Source organism: Micromonospora sp. NPDC048170 (genome assembly GCF_040652795.1).
GTDB lineage: Bacteria > Actinomycetota > Actinomycetes > Mycobacteriales > Micromonosporaceae > Micromonospora.
Genome location: NZ_JBEZMR010000001.1, coordinates 280,779 through 297,346 on the forward strand (window position 1 = coordinate 280,779; position 16,568 = coordinate 297,346).

Below are 16,568 nucleotides of genomic sequence, written 5' to 3' on the forward strand. Positions count from 1 at the left end.
AACGACAAGGGCCCTTCCGCGCCGTTTATTCCTGGCGCGGAAGGGCCCTTGTCCTGCCGTACGGCGTCAGACCCGCAGGTAGAAGCGGAGCGTGACCCAGGCGGTGACGGCGCTGACCAGGCCGCCGACGCCGGCCATCAGCGGGAACATCACCAGGATGTCGCCCCAGCCGATCGGGGAGAGCAGGCCCTGCAACGCCTGGAGCGAACCGTCGAAGAGCAGATACTTGGCCGCGACGAGAGCCACCAGGCCGAGCAACGAGCCGATCAGGCCGGCGACCACGGCCTCCAGCACGAACGGTGCCTGGATGAACCAGTTGGACGCACCGACCAGCTTCATGACCGCGACCTCACGCCGCTTGCTGTACGCGGCCACCTGGATCGTGTTCGCGACCAGGAGCAGCGCGGCGACGGCCATCACGATCGCGGCGGCCAGGGCGATGTTCTGGATCGCCGTGAGGATGTCGAAGATCTTGTCCAGTAGCCGGCTCTGGTCGACGATCTCGTCGACCCCCTCGGTGTCCTTGTACTGGTCGTAGATGTTCTTGTACTGCTCGGGGTTGTTCAGCGTGAGCCGGAACGACTCGGGCAGGCTGTCCGCCTTGACCGCGCTGAGCAGGTCCGGAGCGTCCTGGAACATCTCCTGGAAGCGCTTGTACGCCTCATCTTTGTTGACGTAGATGACCTCCTTGACCAGCGAGTCGCTCTTCAGCTTCGCGTCCAGGGCGTCACGCTGCTCCGGGGTCGCCTCCTGGTCGAGGAAGATCGAGACCTGGATGTTCTTGTAGTAGAGGTCCTTCATGTCGTCGACCTGGCGGTACATGAGACCGCTGGCGCCGAGCATGGTCAGCGAGACCGCCATCGTGATGATCATCGCGATGGTCATGGTCACGTTGCGCCACAGTCCGACCAGTACCTCGGACATGACGTATTTCACGCGCATCGGGATTTCCTCCGGCTCTCCGGCATGAGGTGTTCGTCGTCAGGCTGCGCAGGGGTGGCGTCGGCTCAGCCGTAGACGCCGCGGGCCTGGTCGCGCACGATGCGGCCACTCTCGATCTCGATGACCCGGCGGCGCATCTGGTTCACGATGTTGGAGTCGTGCGTGACCATCACGACAGTCGTGCCGGTGCGGTTGATCCGGTCCAGCAGGCGCATGATCTCGATCGACGTGTCCGGGTCCAGGTTTCCGGTCGGCTCGTCCGCGAGCAGGATCAGCGGACGGTTCACGAACGCCCGGGCGACGGCCACCCGCTGCTGCTCACCACCGGAGAGCTCGTGCGGGTAGCGGTGCTCCTTGCCACCCAGCCCGACCAGCTCCAGCACCTCCGGCACGACCCGGCGGGCGACCGCCTTGGTCTTGCCGATCACCTCGAGGGCGAACGCCACGTTCTCGTACGCGGTGCGGTTCGGCAGCAGCCGGAAGTCCTGGAACACGCAGCCGATGGAACGCCGGAAGTGGGGTCGCTTCCAGGAACGCATCGACGTGACGTCCTTGCTGTTGACGACGACCCGACCCTTGTTGGGCGAGACCTCGTGCAGCAGCAACTTGATGATGGTGGACTTGCCGGAGCCGGATGGACCGATGAAGAAGACGAACTCACCCTTCTCGATCGAGACGGACACGTTGTCGAGCGAAGGCCGGGACGCCTTCGGGTACGTCTTCGTCACTTGCTCAAGCTGAATCACGGGTGGTGAGTCTACGCGGTGTAACCGGGGAGCCAAGCCCCACGCCCCGCCGTTGCGAGTCGCGTCATCCAATTCGGGCGTACCGGAGAGATCGACGGCGCGCTCCGCCCATGGTCGATCACGCAGCGTCGCCGGCCAACTGTTGCTGCTTACGCCACCGGATGCCCGCCTCGAGGAACTTGTCCAGATCGCCGTCGAAGACCGCGGTCGGGTTGCCCGTCTCCTGCTCGGTCCGGAGATCCTTCACCATCTGGTACGGGTGCAGGACGTACGAACGCATCTGGTCGCCCCACGAGCCGGCGGCGTCGGTCTTGAGGCCCTGGAGCTTGGCCTGTTCCTCCTGGCGCTTGCGCTCCAGCAGCCGGGCCTGGAGCACCCGCAGCGCGGACGCCTTGTTCTGCAACTGCGACTTCTCGTTCTGGCAGGTGACCACGATGCCGGTCGGGATGTGCGTGAGCCGCACGGCCGAGTCGGTGGTGTTCACGCTCTGCCCGCCCGGCCCCGACGAGCGGTAGACGTCGACCCGCATCTCGTTCTCGGGAATCTCGATGCTGTCGGTCTGCTCCACCACCGGCAGCACCTCGACCCCGGCGAAGCTGGTCTGCCGGCGGCCCTGGTTGTCGAAGGGGCTGATCCGGACCAGCCGGTGGGTGCCCGACTCGACGCTGAGCGTGCCGTACGCGTAGGGCACCTTCACCGTGAAGGTGGCCGACTTCAGGCCCGCCTCCTCGGCGTAGGAGGTCTCGTAGACCTCCGTCGGGTAGCCGTGCCGCTCCGCCCAGCGCAGGTACATCCGCAGCAGCATCTCGGCGAAGTCCGCCGCGTCCACGCCGCCGGCGCCGGCCCGGATGGCGACCAGCGCCTCCCGGGAGTCGTACTCGCCGGAGAGCAGGGTGCGGACCTCCATCTCCTCGATGGCCTTGCCCAGCCCGGCGATCTCCGTCTCGACCTCGGCGAGCACCCCCGGGTCGGACTCCGCCTCGGCCAGCTCCAGCAGCACCTTGGCGTCGTCGAGCCCGGAGCGGAGGCTGCCGAGCTTGCTGATCTCGCCGTTGACGTACGACAACTGGGAGGTCACCTGCTGCGCCTTCGCCTGGTCGTCCCACAGGTCGGGCGCGGAGGCCTCCTGCTCCAGGCGGTCCTTCTCCTCGCGCAGCCGGTCGATGTCGAGCACCGCCTCGATGTTGCGCAGGGTGGCGTCGAGGTCCTTGAGCTGTTCGGCGTAATCGGCAGCGGTCACGACAGACAAGGGTACTGCTCGGGCGAGGAGTGAGCTTGCGAGCCCCGCAGTCACGGGCCAAAAAGATCCCGCTCGGGCGAGGAGTTGGCGCTGACGATCAGCCGACCGGGGCGCTCTTCAGCCAGGACAGGGCGGCCTTGTGGTAGGCGACGGCGAACTCCAACGCGCTGGCGTCGTACGTGTCGCCTTCCTTCTTCGCGTTCTTGACCTGCTCACGGACCTTGGCCAGCGCCTCGGTGTGGTATTCGTTGGCTGCGGCCTGGAGGTTCTTGAGCTGGCTGGCCGAGTGCAGCTGGCCGAAGGCGATCCGCAGGGCGATCGGGTTGCGGATGGTGTCCCGCCCCGGCTCCTCCGTCAGCCAGCGGGAAAATGTCCGTTTTCCCGCTGCGGTGATCGCGTACGGCTGACTGGAACGCGGGCCGGGCTTGCCCATCCGGACGAAACCGCGCTCGGCCAGCACCGGTAGCTCCCGGTAGACCTGACTGCGGGTCATCGACCAGTACGGCGCCAGCCGGCGCTCGGCGGCGGCCATCAACTGGCCACCTGTCATGGGGCCCTCGTGGAGCAGCCCGAGCAGGGCCGCCGCCGTTGGGTTGACTCCGGAATCCGCCATGCCCCTCACGCTGCCACTTTGCCGACGCGGCGTCCAGGATTTGCCATTTTCGCCACCCGGTCGGGTTCCTATGTGCACTGTCGGCGCGAGACAGTCCGCCCGGGAACGGTCCGTCGGGGAGACCGGGGACGGCCGCCGGGGTGGTCACAGCCGGCTACGCAGCTCCCACAGTTCCGGGTAGAACCGGGTCTCCACCCGGGAGCGCAGGTATGCCCCGCCGGCCGAGCCCCCGGTGCCGGGCTTCGTGCCGATCTGCCGCTCGGCCATCAGCACGTGCCGGGCCCGCCACAGCGAAAAGGCCTGGTCATGGGCGACCAGCGCCTCCGCGAGGTCCCACAGCGGCCCAAACCGCTCCCGGTCGGCGGCGATCGTGGCGTACGCCGCGAAGCGCGCTTCCTCCTCGGCGACGTCGAAGCCGGCCCGGGCCAGCACGGCGAGGAAGCCGTCCCAGAGGCTCGGCTCGGCCAGCCGCCGCTCCAACCGCTCCCGCTCGGCGTCGGGCAGCCCCCTGAAGCGGCGCAGGTAGTCCGGGTCCTTCAGGCCGGAGAGGAACTCGATCTCCCGGAACTGCGCGGACTGGAAGCCCGAGGCCGGGGCGAGCTTGGTGCGGAAGGCCAGAAAGTCCTGCGGGGTCATCGTGTCGATCACGTCGACCTGGCCGATCAGGACCCGTTCCACCACGTGGCAGCGCTCCAGGCGCACCCGGGGCAGGTAGGTCTCGCCGGCCAGCAACCGGTCCCGGGCATCGGTCAGCTCCGCGAGCAGCAGTTTGAACCACAGCTCGTAGACCTGGTGGATCGTGATGAAGAGCAGCTCGTCGTGGGAGGCCGGGTCGGACTCGGGCACCTGTGCGGCCAGCAGGTCGGCCAGCCGCAGATAGTCGGTGTAGGTGAGCAGGCCACCCTGCTCACCGAAATGGGGGTCACGCGCAGGGGTGAGGTGGGTCACAGCAGCCACGGTACCGCCGCCCGCCTACCGTCGCCTCTCCCGCTACGGGCGCAAGGAAGGGCCCCTTCCCCATCAAAAAACGATAGGAGGGGGCCCTTCCTGACACCTCAGCCCATGTGGGGGTAGGTGTGGTCGGTCGGCGGCACGAAGGTCTCCTTGATCGTCCGGGGCGACGTCCACCGGATGAGGTTGTGCCAGGAGCCGGCCTTGTCGTTGGTGCCGCTGGCCCGGGCGCCGCCGAAGGGCTGCTGCCCGACCACCGCGCCGGTCGGCTTGTCGTTGATGTAGAAGTTGCCGGCGGCGTACCGCATCTTCTCGGCCACCGCGTCGACCACCCGGCGGTCCGTCGCGAAGATCGACCCGGTCAGGGCGTACGGCGCGATCGACTCGGCCTGGGCGATCACGTCGTCGAAGCGGCCGTCGTCGAAGACGTGCACGCCGAGGATCGGCCCGAAGTACTCGGTGGTGAACGTCTCGTGTGCCGCGTCGGTGCACTCGAAGAGCGTCGGCCGGACGAAGTATCCCACCGAGTCGTCGGCGGTGCCGCCGGCGAGGACCCGGCAGGCGTCGTCGCCGGCGATCAGCTCCAGCGCCGCCGTGTGCCGGTCGAACGCCCTGGCGTCGATCACCGCGCCGCCGAAGTTGCCGAAGTCGGTGACGTCGCCGTAGGTGAGGGACTCCGCGGTGGCGGCCAGCCGGTCGCGCAGCCCGCCCTCCCACAGCGAGCGCGGGACGTACGCCCGGGACGCCGCCGAGCACTTCTGGCCCTGGTACTCGTAGGCGCCGCGGATGAGGGCGGTGTGCAGGGCGTCGACGTCGGCGCTGGTGTGCGCGACGACGAAGTCCTTGCCGCCGGTCTCGCCGACCAGTCGGGGGTAGCCCCGGTAGCGGGAGATGTTCTCGCCCACCGTCCGCCACAGGTGCTGGAAGACCTTGGTGGAGCCGGTGAAGTGGATGCCCGCCAGGTCCGGGTCGGCGAGCACCACGTCGGAGACCTCCTCGCCGCGCCCGGTGACCATGTTGATCACGCCCGGGGGCAGGCCGGCCGCCTCGAACAGCCGCATGGTGAAGTGCGCGGCGAACTGCTGGGTCGGGCCCGGCTTCCAGACCACGGTGTTGCCCAGCAGGGCCGGCGCCGAGGGCAGGTTGCCGGCGATGGCGGTGAAGTTGAACGGGGTGACCGCGTAGACGAAGCCCTCCAGCGGGCGGTGGTCGAAGCGGTTCCACACCCCCGGCGACGACATCGGCTGCTCCTCCAGCAGATTCCGCGCGAAGTGCACGTTGAACCGGAGGAAGTCGATGAACTCGCAGGCCGCGTCGATCTCGGCCTGGATCGCGGTCTTCGACTGGCCGAGCATGGTGGCCGCGTTCAGCGTGTCCCGCCAGGGGCCGGCGAGCAGCTCCGCGGCGCGCAGGAAGATCGCCGCGCGCTCCTCGAACGGCAGGGCCCGCCACATCGGGGCCGCGTCCTTGGCGGCCTTCACGGCGGCGCGGGCGTCGTCGTGGGTGGCGTGCGCGGTGACGCCGAGCACGTGCGCGTGCCGGTGCGGCTGCACCACGTCGATCGACTCGCCGCCAGCCATCCGCTGCTCACCGGCGATGGTCATCGGCAGGTCGATCCGCTCGGCGGCCAGGTCGGTCAGCCGCCGCTGGAGTCGTTCCCGGTCGGCACTGCCCGGCTCGTAGTTGCGCACCGGCTCGTTGCGCGGCTCAGGTACGGAGAACACAGCGTCCATCAAGGCTCCTGGCGATCTCGACAGCGGTGGCGAAACCGGACCCGCGGACGCCGGCCGGACGACCGGTGCCGGACACCACGCCGGGTTGACCGGCCGCGGCGGCGGGACCTCCCTCGATTCTTTCACGCCCCACCCCCACCCCCGCCCGCCCACGCGTGCCCTCCGTCCCGCCCCTTTCCACCCCGGGTTCGTCGGTCAGGAGACCTACATCCGGGAGGTGGCGGCGATGGTCGGCGCGAAGCTCTTGATCGGCAGCGGGCGGGGGCGGGGTCCGGGAGGTGAGGGTGGCGGACGCGTACCCTGGGTGGCCGGTGAACTGCCGGCCCACCGGGGTCGGGCGTCCGTCGGAGGGAAACGATGACCAAGCAGCCCGGCAGCTCCGCAGCCGCGAAGTCGGAGAAGTCGACGCCGGCCGCCGACGTGACCGTCTCCCGGCGGGAGGACACGAACGTCGACACCGCCACCGGGACGCCGGACACCACGGACGGCACCGCTGCCGAGTCGGCGGGCGCGCCCGCGGAGACCGACGCCGGGACCTCGACCGACGCGGACGGCGGCACGGCGCCGGCGCTCGCCCCCGGGGCGCCGGTCCTCGCGGTCCTGGCGCTCGGGTGGCTGGCCGCGATGCTCTGGTCGACCCGCGAGGTGATCAGCTCGGCGGCGGCCGGGCTCACCGCCATCAGCCTCTCCGCGTTCGCCCTGCCCGGGGTGATCTCGGCCGCGCTGGTCGCCGGCACCGCCTTCGCACTCTTCGGCGTCGACCTGCTCGCCCGCCGGGGCAGCGAGCGGGTCACCCTGCGCTTCGTGGCGGCGATCGGCACCGGGCTGCTCGTCGGGCTCGCCGCCGCGTTCGCGATCAACCTGACGTACGCCGACAACGCGACCACCAACGTGATCGCCGGCACCACCGCCGCCGCGGCGACCATCGGCGGGGCCATCGCCGGGGCCCGGAGCGGGCCCGTGGTCGGGGCCGTGGTGACCGCCGCCCTCGGCACGCTGATCTTCGTGGTGGCCTTCAGCCAGGCCCGCGACCCGCTCTTCGACCTGTTCGGTAGCGGCGACAGCCAGGAGTCGCTGCTCAGCGCGGCAAAGTGGGTGTCCCGCACCGAGTCGCTGCTCGCCGGCCTGGTGGCCGGGCTGCTGGCCTTCGGGTTCCTGACCCTGGCCCGCCGTCAGGCCGCCCGGCACGACGCCGCGACGCCGGCGCCGCGCTGGCCCGTCTACCTGCTGGCCGGGGCGGGACCGGGCCTGCTGCTGCTCCTCGCCGAGGTGATCATCCGGGTCGGCGGGCGGTCCCTGCTCGACCTGGCCGGGGCGTTGAGCGAGGCGGACGCGGTGGCCCAGACCTCGCTGGGCACCTCCCGGATCGACAACGCCATCTGGGTGCTCTTCGTCGGCGCGCTGACCGCCATGATCGCCTTCGGCCGCACCCTGGGGCCGGCCCCCTCCGACGACGAGCCGGCCGAGGCCGTCTCCACCCGCTGACCCGGCACCGCCCGCCGCCGACAGCGAAGCGGCGGGCCGCCCGGCACGGGCGTCGCAGCCCGGCGGCGGGAGATCAGGTGGTGGCGCGGAGCAGCAGGTCCAGCTCGGTGACGTCGTACCACTCCAGCTCGTGGTCCTCGGCGCCGTCGACCGTGAACTGTGCGTCCGGGTCGCCGGCCAGGGCCTCGGTTACCACCTCCGCCGCGACGGCGACGTCCTCGACCGCGTCGGTGCCGTCCACGTGAACCGCCGCGACGGCACCGACCGGCACGGGGGCGCCCAGCTCGACCGCGCTGGAGCCCAGCTCCCCGTCACCCCGGCCCACCGCCGAAGCCGGCAGGTCCACCGAGACGACGACCCGGCGGCGGGGCGCGTCGGGGTCGGCCCGGAGCAGCTGCAACGCGTCCTGGGCGGCCCGGGTGAAGGCGACGTACTCCAGCTCCTCCTCATCGCCCTCGGCGTACCACTCGCGCAGCGTGGGGGTCACCGCGTGCGCGGCGGCCACCGGCAGCCCGGGGCCGCGCAGCAGGGTCAGCATCGGGACGGTCGCCGGCACGTACACCCGGACAAGTTCCTCGGTCACCGGTCGTCTCCCCCGCTCAGATTGTGCGCCGGCCTCCGCCGGTCCTGGCAGATCATGCCCTACGCCGAGACCGTCATACACCGCGCACCTTCCCGGCGGAAGCGTCCCGGGGGCGTGTCGCCGCAGGTCACGGCCCGGCGACTGGGCGGACGTCGGCGGTCGGTGGCAAACTGAGCCAAACGACGCCAACCCCGGGGGTTTTCGTGGAGCCGAGATTCCTGCTGCTCTCCGACGTGGCCACCGAGCTGAACGTGTCGGACTCGCAGGTCTACCACATGGTGCGCAGCGGCGAACTGCCCGCGATCAAGATCGGCGGGCGCGGCCAGTGGCGCGTGGAACGCGGCCGGCTGGAGGAATACATCGAGCGCAAGTACGCCGAGACGGCCGAGTGGGTGCGGAGCAACCCGCTGGCCGACCGCGACCCGGAGTAGCCGCGCCGATCCGGACAGGCATTGACCGCAGGCTCTGCCGTGCCCGAGAATGGAGCCCGTCGAAGGCAAACGAAAGCAAACGCAAGCTTCTGGGAGGTTCTCGGATGACCGACCCCCGCCGTCCCGGGCCGGCGCGGCCTCCCGTCCGGCTGCGTCCCGCACCCTCGTTCGAGCCGCCGTTCACCGACGACGACGCCGCCCACTGGCCGGCACCGGGCCACGCCCAGCTCGTCCTCGACCTGTTCGAGCCGGCCCGGCGCGAGGCAGACCGGCCACCCGGCCGACGGCAGGGCCCGGTGCCCACCGGCCCCGGTCGCCGTCCCGCCGCCCCGCTGCCCCCGGACGCGCTCGTGACCGCCACCCCCGAGGCGACCCGGGCCGCGCACCGCTTCGTCTGCACCTGCCTGGAGGTGCTCAACGGCTACCGCCCGCCCGGGCAGCTCAGGCCACTGCTCGACCCGGCCCGGGCGGCCGGGCTGCTGCCCGAGCTGGCCCGCGCCAACGCCCGCTCCGGTCCGGTCCGCCGCCGGTCGACCCGCCCGGCCGTACGGCTGCGTCGGCTGCGGGTCTGCGAGCCGCGCGCCGCCGTCGTCGAGGTGGCCGCGGTGCTCGCCGGCGCGGGCGGGCGCACCTGGGCGATGGCGCTGCGCCTGGAGCACCGCCGGGGCAGCTGGCTCTGTACGGCCCTCCAGGTCCTCTGAGACGGAATCGAGCCGCGGCCCCGAAGGACCACGGCTCGACTGCTCCGGCGGGCCCACGCCCGCTCGACTACCGGTCACGCACCGCCGTTGGGCGAGCCGTGGCACCGCTTGTACTTCCGGCCGGACCCGCACGGGCACGGCGCGTTACGGGACGGGCCGTTACCGGCCTCCGCCTGCCCCGAGGCGGACCGCCGGGCGGTGGCGGCCGGAACGCCCGGGCCACGCAGGCCGGTCGCCGGGCGCTGCGGGGCGGCCGGGGCGGTCGTCCCCGGCGCGGCCGGGGCGGCCGGGGCCGGACGACCGACACCCAGTGCCGGCGCCTGCTCCTCGGCCCGCTCGACGGCCACCGCACCGGCGCCCGCCTCACCGTCGATGGTCGGCGCGGAGTATTGCAGGCCCTGCTGCTGCGGCGCCCGGCCCAGGCCCTTGGCCCGGATCTCGACCGGCTTGTCGAGCAGCTGGACCTCCTCGGGCTCCGGCTCGTTGACCTGGACCTCGAGGTTGTAGAGGAAGCCGACCGTCTCCTCCTTGATGCCGTCCATCATGGTGGCGAACATGTCGAAGCCCTCGCGCTGGTATTCCACCACCGGGTCGCGCTGGGCGTACGCCCGCAGGCTGATGCCCTCCTGGAGGTAGTCCATCTCGTAGAGGTGCTCGCGCCACTTACGGTCGATGACCTGGAGCAGGACCATCCGCTCGAGCTGGCGGACGCCCTCCTCGCCGAGCTGCTCCTCGCGCCGGTCGTACGCGGCGTTCGCGTCCTCCTTGAGGCGGGAGAGCAGGAAGTCCGCGTCGATGCCGGCGCGTGAGCCGCCGGCCTCCTCCTCCAGCGCCTCGATCGTCACGCCCACCGGGTAGAGCTGCTTGAGGCTGGCCCAGAGCTGCTCCAGGTCCCAGTCCTCGGCGTAGCCGTCGGCGGTGGCCCCCCGCACGTACGCGTCGACGACGTCGTCGATCATGTTGCGGACCTGGTCGGAGAGGTCCTCGCCGTTGAGCACCCGCAGGCGCTCGGCGTAGATCACCTGGCGCTGCTTGTTGAGCACCTCGTCGTACTTCAGGACGTTCTTGCGGATCTCGGCGTTCTGGCCCTCGATCTGGGCCTGGGCGCTCTTGATCTGCCGGGTGACCATCTTGGACTCGATGGGCACGTCCTCCGGGATGTTGAAGCGCTCCATGACCGCCTCGACCGCACCGGAGCGGAAGCGCTTCATCAGCTCGTCCTGGAGCGAGAGGTAGAAGCGGGACTCGCCCGGGTCACCCTGCCGGCCGGACCGACCGCGCAGCTGGTTGTCGATGCGGCGGGACTCGTGCCGCTCGGTGCCCAGCACGTAGAGGCCACCGGCGTCGGCGACCTCCTCCGCCTCGGCGTCGCAGGCCTGCTTCCACTGGGGCAGGACCTCCTCCATCGCCTTGGCGTACTCCTCCTCCTGCTCGACCGGGTCGAGACCCCGCTGGCGCAGGTCGCTGGCGGCGAGGAACTCGGCGTTGCCGCCGAGCAGGATGTCGGTGCCACGACCGGCCATGTTGGTGGCGACGGTGACGGCGCCCTTCCGCCCGGCCTGGGCGACGATCTCGGCCTCGCGGGCGTGGAACTTGGCGTTCAGCACGGAGTGCGGGATGCCGCGTCGGCGCAGCAGCTGGGAGATGATCTCGGAATTCTCGACCGAGACGGTGCCGACGAGCACCGGCTGGCCCAGCGCGTGCCGCTCGGCGATGTCTTCCACCACGGCGTTGAACTTGGCCTTCTCGGTCTTGTAGATGACGTCCGGCCGGTCCTGCCGGACCATCGGCCGGTGGGTCGGGATGGTCACCACGCCGACCTTGTAGACCTTGTTGAACTCGCCCGCCTCGGTCTGGGCGGTACCGGTCATGCCGGAGAGCTTCTCGTAGAGGCGGAAGTAGTTCTGGAGGGTGATGGTGGCCAGGGTCTGGTTCTCCTGCTTGATCTCCACCCCCTCCTTGGCCTCGATCGCCTGGTGCATGCCCTCGTTGTAGCGACGGCCGTGCAGGATGCGGCCGGTGAACTCGTCGACGATCAGGACCTCGCCGTCGCTGACGATGTAGTCCTTGTCGCGCTTGTAGAGCTCCTTGGCCTTGATGGCGTTGTTGAGGTAGCCCACCAGCGGGGTGTTGACCGACTCGTAGAGGTTGTCGATGCCCAGCCGGTCCTCGACCTTGGCCACGCCGCGCTCGGTGACCGCGATCGTCCGCTTGGCGTAGTCGACCTCGTAGTCGCCCTCGCCGTCCTTGCCGCTCTGGAGCCGGGCCACCACGCCCGCGAACTCGCCGTACCAGCGGGCGGAGTGCTCGGCGGGGCCGGAGATGATCAGCGGGGTGCGGGCCTCGTCGATCAGGATCGAGTCGACCTCGTCGACCACGGCGAAGTTGTGGCCCCGCTGGACCAGCTCGTCCTTCGACCACGCCATGTTGTCGCGCAGGTAGTCGAAGCCGAACTCGTTGTTGGTGCCGTAGGTGACGTCGCACTCGTAGGCGGCCCGGTGCTCGGTGGCCGGCCGGTTGGGCAGCACCACGCCGACGGTGAGGCCGAGGAACTCGTGCACCTGGCCCATCCAGGCGGCGTCACGCTGGGCCAGGTAGTCGTTGACGGTGATGACGTGCACGCCCTTGCCGGAGAGCGCGTTGAGGTAGACCGGCATGACCGAGGTCAGGGTCTTGCCCTCACCGGTCTTCATCTCGGCGATGTTGCCGAAGTGCAACGCCGCGCCGCCCATCACCTGGACGTCGTACGGACGCTGGCCGAGCACCCGAGCCGCCGCTTCCCGGCACACCGCGAAGGCCTCCGGCAGCAGGTCGTCGAGCGTCTCGCCGTCAGCGAGCCGTTCCTTGAACTGGTCGGTCATGCCGCGCAGCTCGTCATCGGTGAGGTTGACGTAGTCGTCCTCGATCGAGTTGACGGCGGCGGCGATGGCCTTCAGCCGGCGCACCATACGGCCCTCGCCCGCGCGGAGGACCTTTTCCAGAATCGACACGGATCAACGCTCCCCTAGACAGTCTCGACCCATCGTAGGCGCTCCATCGGCGCGATGGTCACTGGTGGCGGCCCTCCGAGGCGGCGAAACCGACATAACACGCTCGACTCGCGCCGCCCCACCGAAATCCGGTTACGCCGTCCGCGAACGGTCCGGCACGATGGCTCGGGTGGAGCCTGTGGAGATCACCGAGGACGGCCTGTTGCTGCGACCCTGGCGGGCGACCGACGCCGACGCGGTGCACCGGGCCTGCCAGGACCCGGACATCCAGCGCTGGACCACCGTACCGCGCCCGTACCTGCCCGAACACGCGCACAGGTTCGTGACCGAGGTGGCCCCGGCGGACTGGGCGGCGGGCACCGGGGCGCCGTTCGCGGTCTGCGACGCCGCCACCGGCGAGCTGGTCGGCTCCTGCGGGCTCGTCTCGATCGACACCGGCCTGCGCTCCGGCGAGATCGGCTACTGGACCGCGCCCGGAGCCCGGGGCACGGGGGTGAGCGTCCGGGCCGCCCGGGCCGTCGCCCGCTGGGCCTTCGACTCGCTGGAACTGCGCCGGCTGATCTGGCAGGCCGAGGTGGGCAACCACGCCTCCCGCCTGGTCGCGCTCCGGGCGGGCTTCCGCGTCGAGGGGCGGCTGCGGCTCGCCGACCCCGCCCCCGGCGGCAGCGCGGACGGCTGGATCGGCTCGCTGCTCCCCGGCGAGGTGCCCGCCCCCGGGGAGACCGGGCCGGCCGGGCCGGGCACCCTGGAGACCCGTCGCGCCGCCGTCTTCGGCCGGCCCCAACCCGTCATCTTCGCCACGGCCGGCGGCACCGAGTTGCGGCTGCGTCCGATGGAGGAACGCGACCTGGACGCAGTCGTCGACACCTGCCAGGACCCGGAGACCATCCGGTGGACCACCGTGCCCGACCCGTACGAGCGGACCGACGCCGAGTCGTACCTGGGCTACACCAGCAGCACCTGGGCCGGCGGCACCAGCGCCTGTTTCGTGGTCGCCGACGCCCACGACCGGTACGTCGGCACGATCGACCTGCGGCTCTCCCCCGCCGACCCGCTGCTCGCCGACGTCGGCTTCCTGGCCGCTCCCGAGGCCCGGGGCCGGGGCCACCTGTCGGCCGCGCTGGCCGCGCTCAGCGCCTGGGGCTTCACCACGTTGGGCCTGGCCCGGATCGAGTGGAAGGCCAACGTCGGCAACACCGCCTCCCGCCGCGTCGCCGAGAAGGCCGGCTTCACGATCGAGGGCACCGCCCGCGCAGGGCTCACCCACCGGGGCGAGCGGGTGGACGCCTGGATCGGCGCCCTGCTCGCCGGGGATCTGGTGTGACGCCCGAGGTGATCGAGGCCGCCGGGGTGCGGCTGCGGCAGTTCCGCCCCGCCGACGCCGCCGACCTGGCCGCCGGCTGCGGAGACCCGGTCAACCTGCGGTTCAACCCCGGCATGCCGCAGCCGTACACCGAGGCCGACGCCAACTGGTGGATCGCCGAGGGCGCCCCGGCAGCCTGGGCCGCCGGCGGGGCCGCGTACGCCATCGCCGACCGGGCCACCGACCGGCTGGTCGGCGGCGCGGGCCTCGGCCAGCTCGTGACGCCGCGCCGCCAGGTGGAGGTGGGGTACTGGGTAGCGCCGTGGGCGCGGCGGCGCGGGGTCGCCACCGCCGCGACGAGGGCCCTGGCCGCCTCCGCGCTGCGGCACGGATTCGACCGGCTGGAACTGCTGACCCACGCCGAGAACCCGGCCAGCCAGCGGGTGGCGCTCGCTGCCGGCTTCCGCCACGAGGGGGTACGCCGCGCGGCCGGCCAGCTGCGCGGCGGTGGCCGGACGGACCTGCTCGCCTGGGTACGCCTCGCCGACGACCCGCCCGGTCCCGCCCCCCGGCTCCTGCCGGACCTGCCCGACGGCCGGCTCACCGACGGCGTGGTGACCCTGCGCCGGCTCGGCCCCGACGACGTCGACGTGATGTACGGCCTGCACACCCGGCCGGAGGTCGTGGCGAACCAGGCCCCGCCGGTGCCACCGACCCGGGCGGCCGTCGAGCGGCGTTGCCTGCTGGCCGAGAGCGCGTGGCTCACCGGCGCCATCGCCCGCCTGCTGATCCTCGACGCGGTCACCGGCGAGGCGGCGGGCAGTTGCGGGCTCAGCCTCTCCGACCCGGAGGCCGGCGAGGGGTCGGTCGGCTACGCGCTCCTGCCCGACCGGCGGGGGCGTGGCCTGGCCACCAGGGCGGTACGCCTCCTGGCCGGTTGGGCGTTCGGGGCGGCCGGGATCGCCCGGCTGGTGGCCGGCACCGTGCCCGACAACACCGCCTCGCACGGGGTGCTGGAACGGGTGGGATTCCGCCGGGAGGGTCTGCTGCGCGGCCGGCTGCCGGGGCTGGCCGGCAGCCGGCTCGACGACCTGGTCTTCGGGCTGCTCCCCGGCGAACTCCGCTGACAGCCCGCGCGGAACCGGCGTGGGACACGCCCCGTGCGGCACCCGCCTCGGGCGCGACGGGTCACGGGTCGAGTTCCGGCCGGCCGTGGTGGCGGCGAGGGCCACCACCACGGCCGCTCGCAGGATCAGGCGTCGAGGGAGATGATTCCGTAGTCGTAGGCGTGCCGGCGGTAGACGACGCTCGGGCGGCCGGACTCCTTGTCCTGGAACAGGTAGAAGTCGTGGCCGACGAGCTCCATCTGGAACAGGGCGTCGTCGACGGTCATCGGCTCGGCGGGGTGCACCTTCTCCCGCGCGATGTGCCAGGGCTGGTCGCGTTCCTCCTCCTCGACCCGCTCGGCGACGGCGGTGGCCGTGCCGGAGGAGACGCCGTCGCCGGATGCGCCCAGCGGCGCGTCGAGGCCGGCGACCGGCAGGCCGGCGGTGGCGGCGGCGACGGAGAGCGGCGCGTGTCGGCCCCGGTGCACGCGGCGGCGGTCGGCCGCCCGGCGCAACCGGGTGTCCAGTTTGGCGATGGCCGCGTCGAGCGCGCTGTAGAAGTCGTTCGTGCAGGCCTCCGCCCGGATCACCGGGCCACGGGAAACGCAGGTGATTTCGACGCGCTGGCAGTGGTCCGCCTGGCGCGGATTGCGCTCGTGAAACAGCTCTACATCGATGCGAATGAGTTTATGGTCGTAGCGTTCGACCTTCGCGAGTTTCTCCGCCACGTGCACCCGGTAGTGATCCGGCACTTCGACGTTACGGCCCTTGACCACGATGTCCATGTGACCTCCCTTGTTCGGACGGTCGTTCGTTCCGGCACCCGGTCGCGCGCTCCTGGGGCAGTTCCCACTCGGCGTCGACCGGTCACTGCGGCTACGCCTCCTTTCACCGCCGGGAGCGGATGGAAGGACCTTCTACCCCCGACAAGAAAACGCTAACTCGCTTTCGCCCGACAGTCACCCCCAGTCGCCGTGACGACCAACAATTTTTCGCAGCTCATACACCAACGGGTGAAACGGAAACACGGACAGTTACGGCTGATGCCGTTTCTCGGTCGCGGCGAGCACCGCGGCGACCGTCGGTGGCAGCCCGCTCGCGGTCAACGCCCGCCCCACCGCGGCGAGGGTGGCCCCGGTGGTCAGGATGTCGTCGAGCACCACCACGGCCGCCCCGTCCGGCGCGGGCGGAAGCCGCGGGCGGACCCGGAAGGCGGACTCGGCCGCCGCCGCCCGACCGGCGCTGTCCAGCGTCACCGAGTCCGGGCGGGGCAGGGCCCGCAGCGGTCGCCGTACCCGCACCGGCCAGCCCGCCCGGCGCAGCCGGTCCGCGCAGTGCCGGGTCAGCCGCCCGAGGTGGTCGCCGTACCGGGCACGAGCCGCCGCCGCGGTGTCCGGTACCGGCACCAGCGTCACCGGGCGCGCCTCCCCCACCGCCGTCGCCACGACCTCGGCGAGCAGTGCCCCCAGTGGCCGGGCCAGCCCGTGCCGGCCGTGCTCCTTGTACGCCAGCAGTGCCTCCCGCAGCGGGCCGGCGTACGGGCCGAGGGCGACGCAGGCCGGCAGGTCGGGCGGGGCCGGGGTGGGGCGTACCACCCTGGGCCGCAGCGCGCCCAGCGCCGCCACGCACTCCGGGCAGACGCCGTGTCGCAGCCCCGGCCGGCGTTCCCGGCAGCCGGCGCACTCCACGGGCAGCACCAGGTCGGTGAGGTCCGCCCAGAGCCCGCCGAGATCCCGCACGGAGA

Annotated in this window: 15 protein-coding genes; 5 read left to right on the forward strand and 10 right to left on the reverse strand. The window is 71.7% G+C overall.

Translation table 11 applies throughout. The annotated features are described in order from the left end of the window. Positions 1-66 precede the first annotated feature (66 nt). The 6 genes from ftsX to pruA form a co-directional block, all read right to left on the reverse strand. The gene (ftsX, locus tag AB0D32_RS01215) at positions 67-942 is read right to left on the reverse strand and encodes a permease-like cell division protein FtsX (protein WP_357082909.1); all 876 of its coding nucleotides are present in this window, start codon (positions 940-942) and stop codon (positions 67-69) included. A gap of 65 nt (positions 943-1,007) precedes the next feature. Beyond that, a complete protein-coding gene (gene ftsE / locus AB0D32_RS01220; protein ID WP_089001878.1) occupies positions 1,008-1,688 on the reverse strand; it encodes a cell division ATP-binding protein FtsE in 681 nt (226 codons plus the stop codon). A gap of 118 nt (positions 1,689-1,806) precedes the next feature. After that, positions 1,807-2,928, reverse strand: coding sequence for a peptide chain release factor 2 (gene prfB, locus AB0D32_RS01225; protein WP_357082913.1), 1,122 nt, complete (start codon positions 2,926-2,928; stop codon positions 1,807-1,809). A 97-nt stretch (positions 2,929-3,025) separates the two neighbouring features. Continuing rightward, positions 3,026-3,541 carry a PadR family transcriptional regulator gene (locus AB0D32_RS01230; protein WP_357082916.1) on the reverse strand — a complete coding sequence of 172 codons (516 nt, stop codon included), beginning with the start codon at positions 3,539-3,541 and terminating at the stop codon, positions 3,026-3,028. A gap of 144 nt (positions 3,542-3,685) precedes the next feature. Continuing rightward, positions 3,686-4,489 carry a tryptophan 2,3-dioxygenase family protein gene (locus tag AB0D32_RS01235; RefSeq protein WP_357082919.1) on the reverse strand — a complete coding sequence of 268 codons (804 nt, stop codon included), beginning with the start codon at positions 4,487-4,489 and terminating at the stop codon, positions 3,686-3,688. Positions 4,490-4,596: 107 nt separating this feature from the next. Then, positions 4,597-6,225 (reverse strand): L-glutamate gamma-semialdehyde dehydrogenase, encoded by a 1,629-nt coding sequence (gene pruA, locus AB0D32_RS01240; protein ID WP_357082921.1) that lies wholly within the window; start codon positions 6,223-6,225, stop codon positions 4,597-4,599. 357 nt (positions 6,226-6,582) lie between these two features. Between pruA and AB0D32_RS01245 the strand changes: the two genes are divergently transcribed. Next, positions 6,583-7,710: a hypothetical protein gene (locus AB0D32_RS01245; protein WP_357082924.1), complete on the forward strand. Its 1,128-nt coding sequence runs from the start codon at positions 6,583-6,585 to the stop codon at positions 7,708-7,710. Positions 7,711-7,783: 73 nt separating this feature from the next. On the opposite strand, the gene AB0D32_RS01250 is transcribed toward AB0D32_RS01245, so the two are convergent. Beyond that, positions 7,784-8,293: a hypothetical protein gene (locus AB0D32_RS01250; protein WP_357082927.1), complete on the reverse strand. Its 510-nt coding sequence runs from the start codon at positions 8,291-8,293 to the stop codon at positions 7,784-7,786. Positions 8,294-8,496: 203 nt separating this feature from the next. Between AB0D32_RS01250 and AB0D32_RS01255 the strand changes: the two genes are divergently transcribed. Beyond that, positions 8,497-8,724, forward strand: coding sequence for a helix-turn-helix domain-containing protein (locus AB0D32_RS01255; protein ID WP_357082930.1), 228 nt, complete (start codon positions 8,497-8,499; stop codon positions 8,722-8,724). Positions 8,725-8,828: 104 nt separating this feature from the next. Beyond that, on the forward strand, positions 8,829-9,425 hold the full coding sequence (locus AB0D32_RS01260; RefSeq protein WP_357082933.1) for an Rv3235 family protein: 597 nt from the start codon (positions 8,829-8,831) through the stop codon (positions 9,423-9,425). Positions 9,426-9,499: 74 nt separating this feature from the next. Here AB0D32_RS01260 and secA read toward each other — a convergent pair whose 3' ends face one another. Then, entirely contained in the window at positions 9,500-12,415 is a 2,916-nt protein-coding gene (secA, locus tag AB0D32_RS01265) for a preprotein translocase subunit SecA (RefSeq protein WP_357082936.1), read from the reverse strand. A gap of 160 nt (positions 12,416-12,575) precedes the next feature. On the opposite strand from secA, the gene AB0D32_RS01270 reads away from it, so the two are divergent. Together AB0D32_RS01270 and AB0D32_RS01275 are read left to right on the forward strand one after the other, a co-directional pair. Beyond that, a complete protein-coding gene (locus tag AB0D32_RS01270; RefSeq protein WP_357082939.1) occupies positions 12,576-13,739 on the forward strand; it encodes a GNAT family N-acetyltransferase in 1,164 nt (387 codons plus the stop codon). Then, complete coding sequence (locus AB0D32_RS01275) at positions 13,736-14,845, forward strand: GNAT family N-acetyltransferase (RefSeq protein WP_357082942.1); 1,110 nt, start codon at positions 13,736-13,738, stop codon at positions 14,843-14,845. Before AB0D32_RS01270 ends, AB0D32_RS01275 begins: the two co-directional genes overlap by 4 nt. A gap of 125 nt (positions 14,846-14,970) precedes the next feature. On the opposite strand, the gene raiA is transcribed toward AB0D32_RS01275, so the two are convergent. Beyond that, positions 14,971-15,609 carry a ribosome-associated translation inhibitor RaiA gene (gene raiA, locus AB0D32_RS01280; protein ID WP_357082945.1) on the reverse strand — a complete coding sequence of 213 codons (639 nt, stop codon included), beginning with the start codon at positions 15,607-15,609 and terminating at the stop codon, positions 14,971-14,973. Positions 15,610-15,858: 249 nt separating this feature from the next. Continuing rightward, the gene (locus AB0D32_RS01285) at positions 15,859-16,563 is read right to left on the reverse strand and encodes a ComF family protein (protein ID WP_357082948.1); all 705 of its coding nucleotides are present in this window, start codon (positions 16,561-16,563) and stop codon (positions 15,859-15,861) included. Positions 16,564-16,568 lie beyond the last annotated feature (5 nt).

Excerpts from the sequence above, each read along its gene's own strand:
- AB0D32_RS01260 (WP_357082933.1), top strand. The coding sequence starts at position 8,829 with ATGACCGACCCCCGCCGTCCCGGGCCGGCGCGGCCTCCCGTCCGGCTG.
- AB0D32_RS01230 (WP_357082916.1), bottom strand. The coding sequence starts at position 3,541 with ATGGCGGATTCCGGAGTCAACCCAACGGCGGCGGCCCTGCTCGGGCTG.
- AB0D32_RS01270 (WP_357082939.1), top strand. The coding sequence starts at position 12,576 with ATGGCTCGGGTGGAGCCTGTGGAGATCACCGAGGACGGCCTGTTGCTG.
- ftsX (WP_357082909.1), bottom strand. The coding sequence starts at position 942 with ATGCGCGTGAAATACGTCATGTCCGAGGTACTGGTCGGACTGTGGCGC.
- pruA (WP_357082921.1), bottom strand. The coding sequence starts at position 6,225 with ATGGACGCTGTGTTCTCCGTACCTGAGCCGCGCAACGAGCCGGTGCGC.
- raiA (WP_357082945.1), bottom strand. The coding sequence starts at position 15,609 with ATGGACATCGTGGTCAAGGGCCGTAACGTCGAAGTGCCGGATCACTAC.
- AB0D32_RS01245 (WP_357082924.1), top strand. The coding sequence starts at position 6,583 with ATGACCAAGCAGCCCGGCAGCTCCGCAGCCGCGAAGTCGGAGAAGTCG.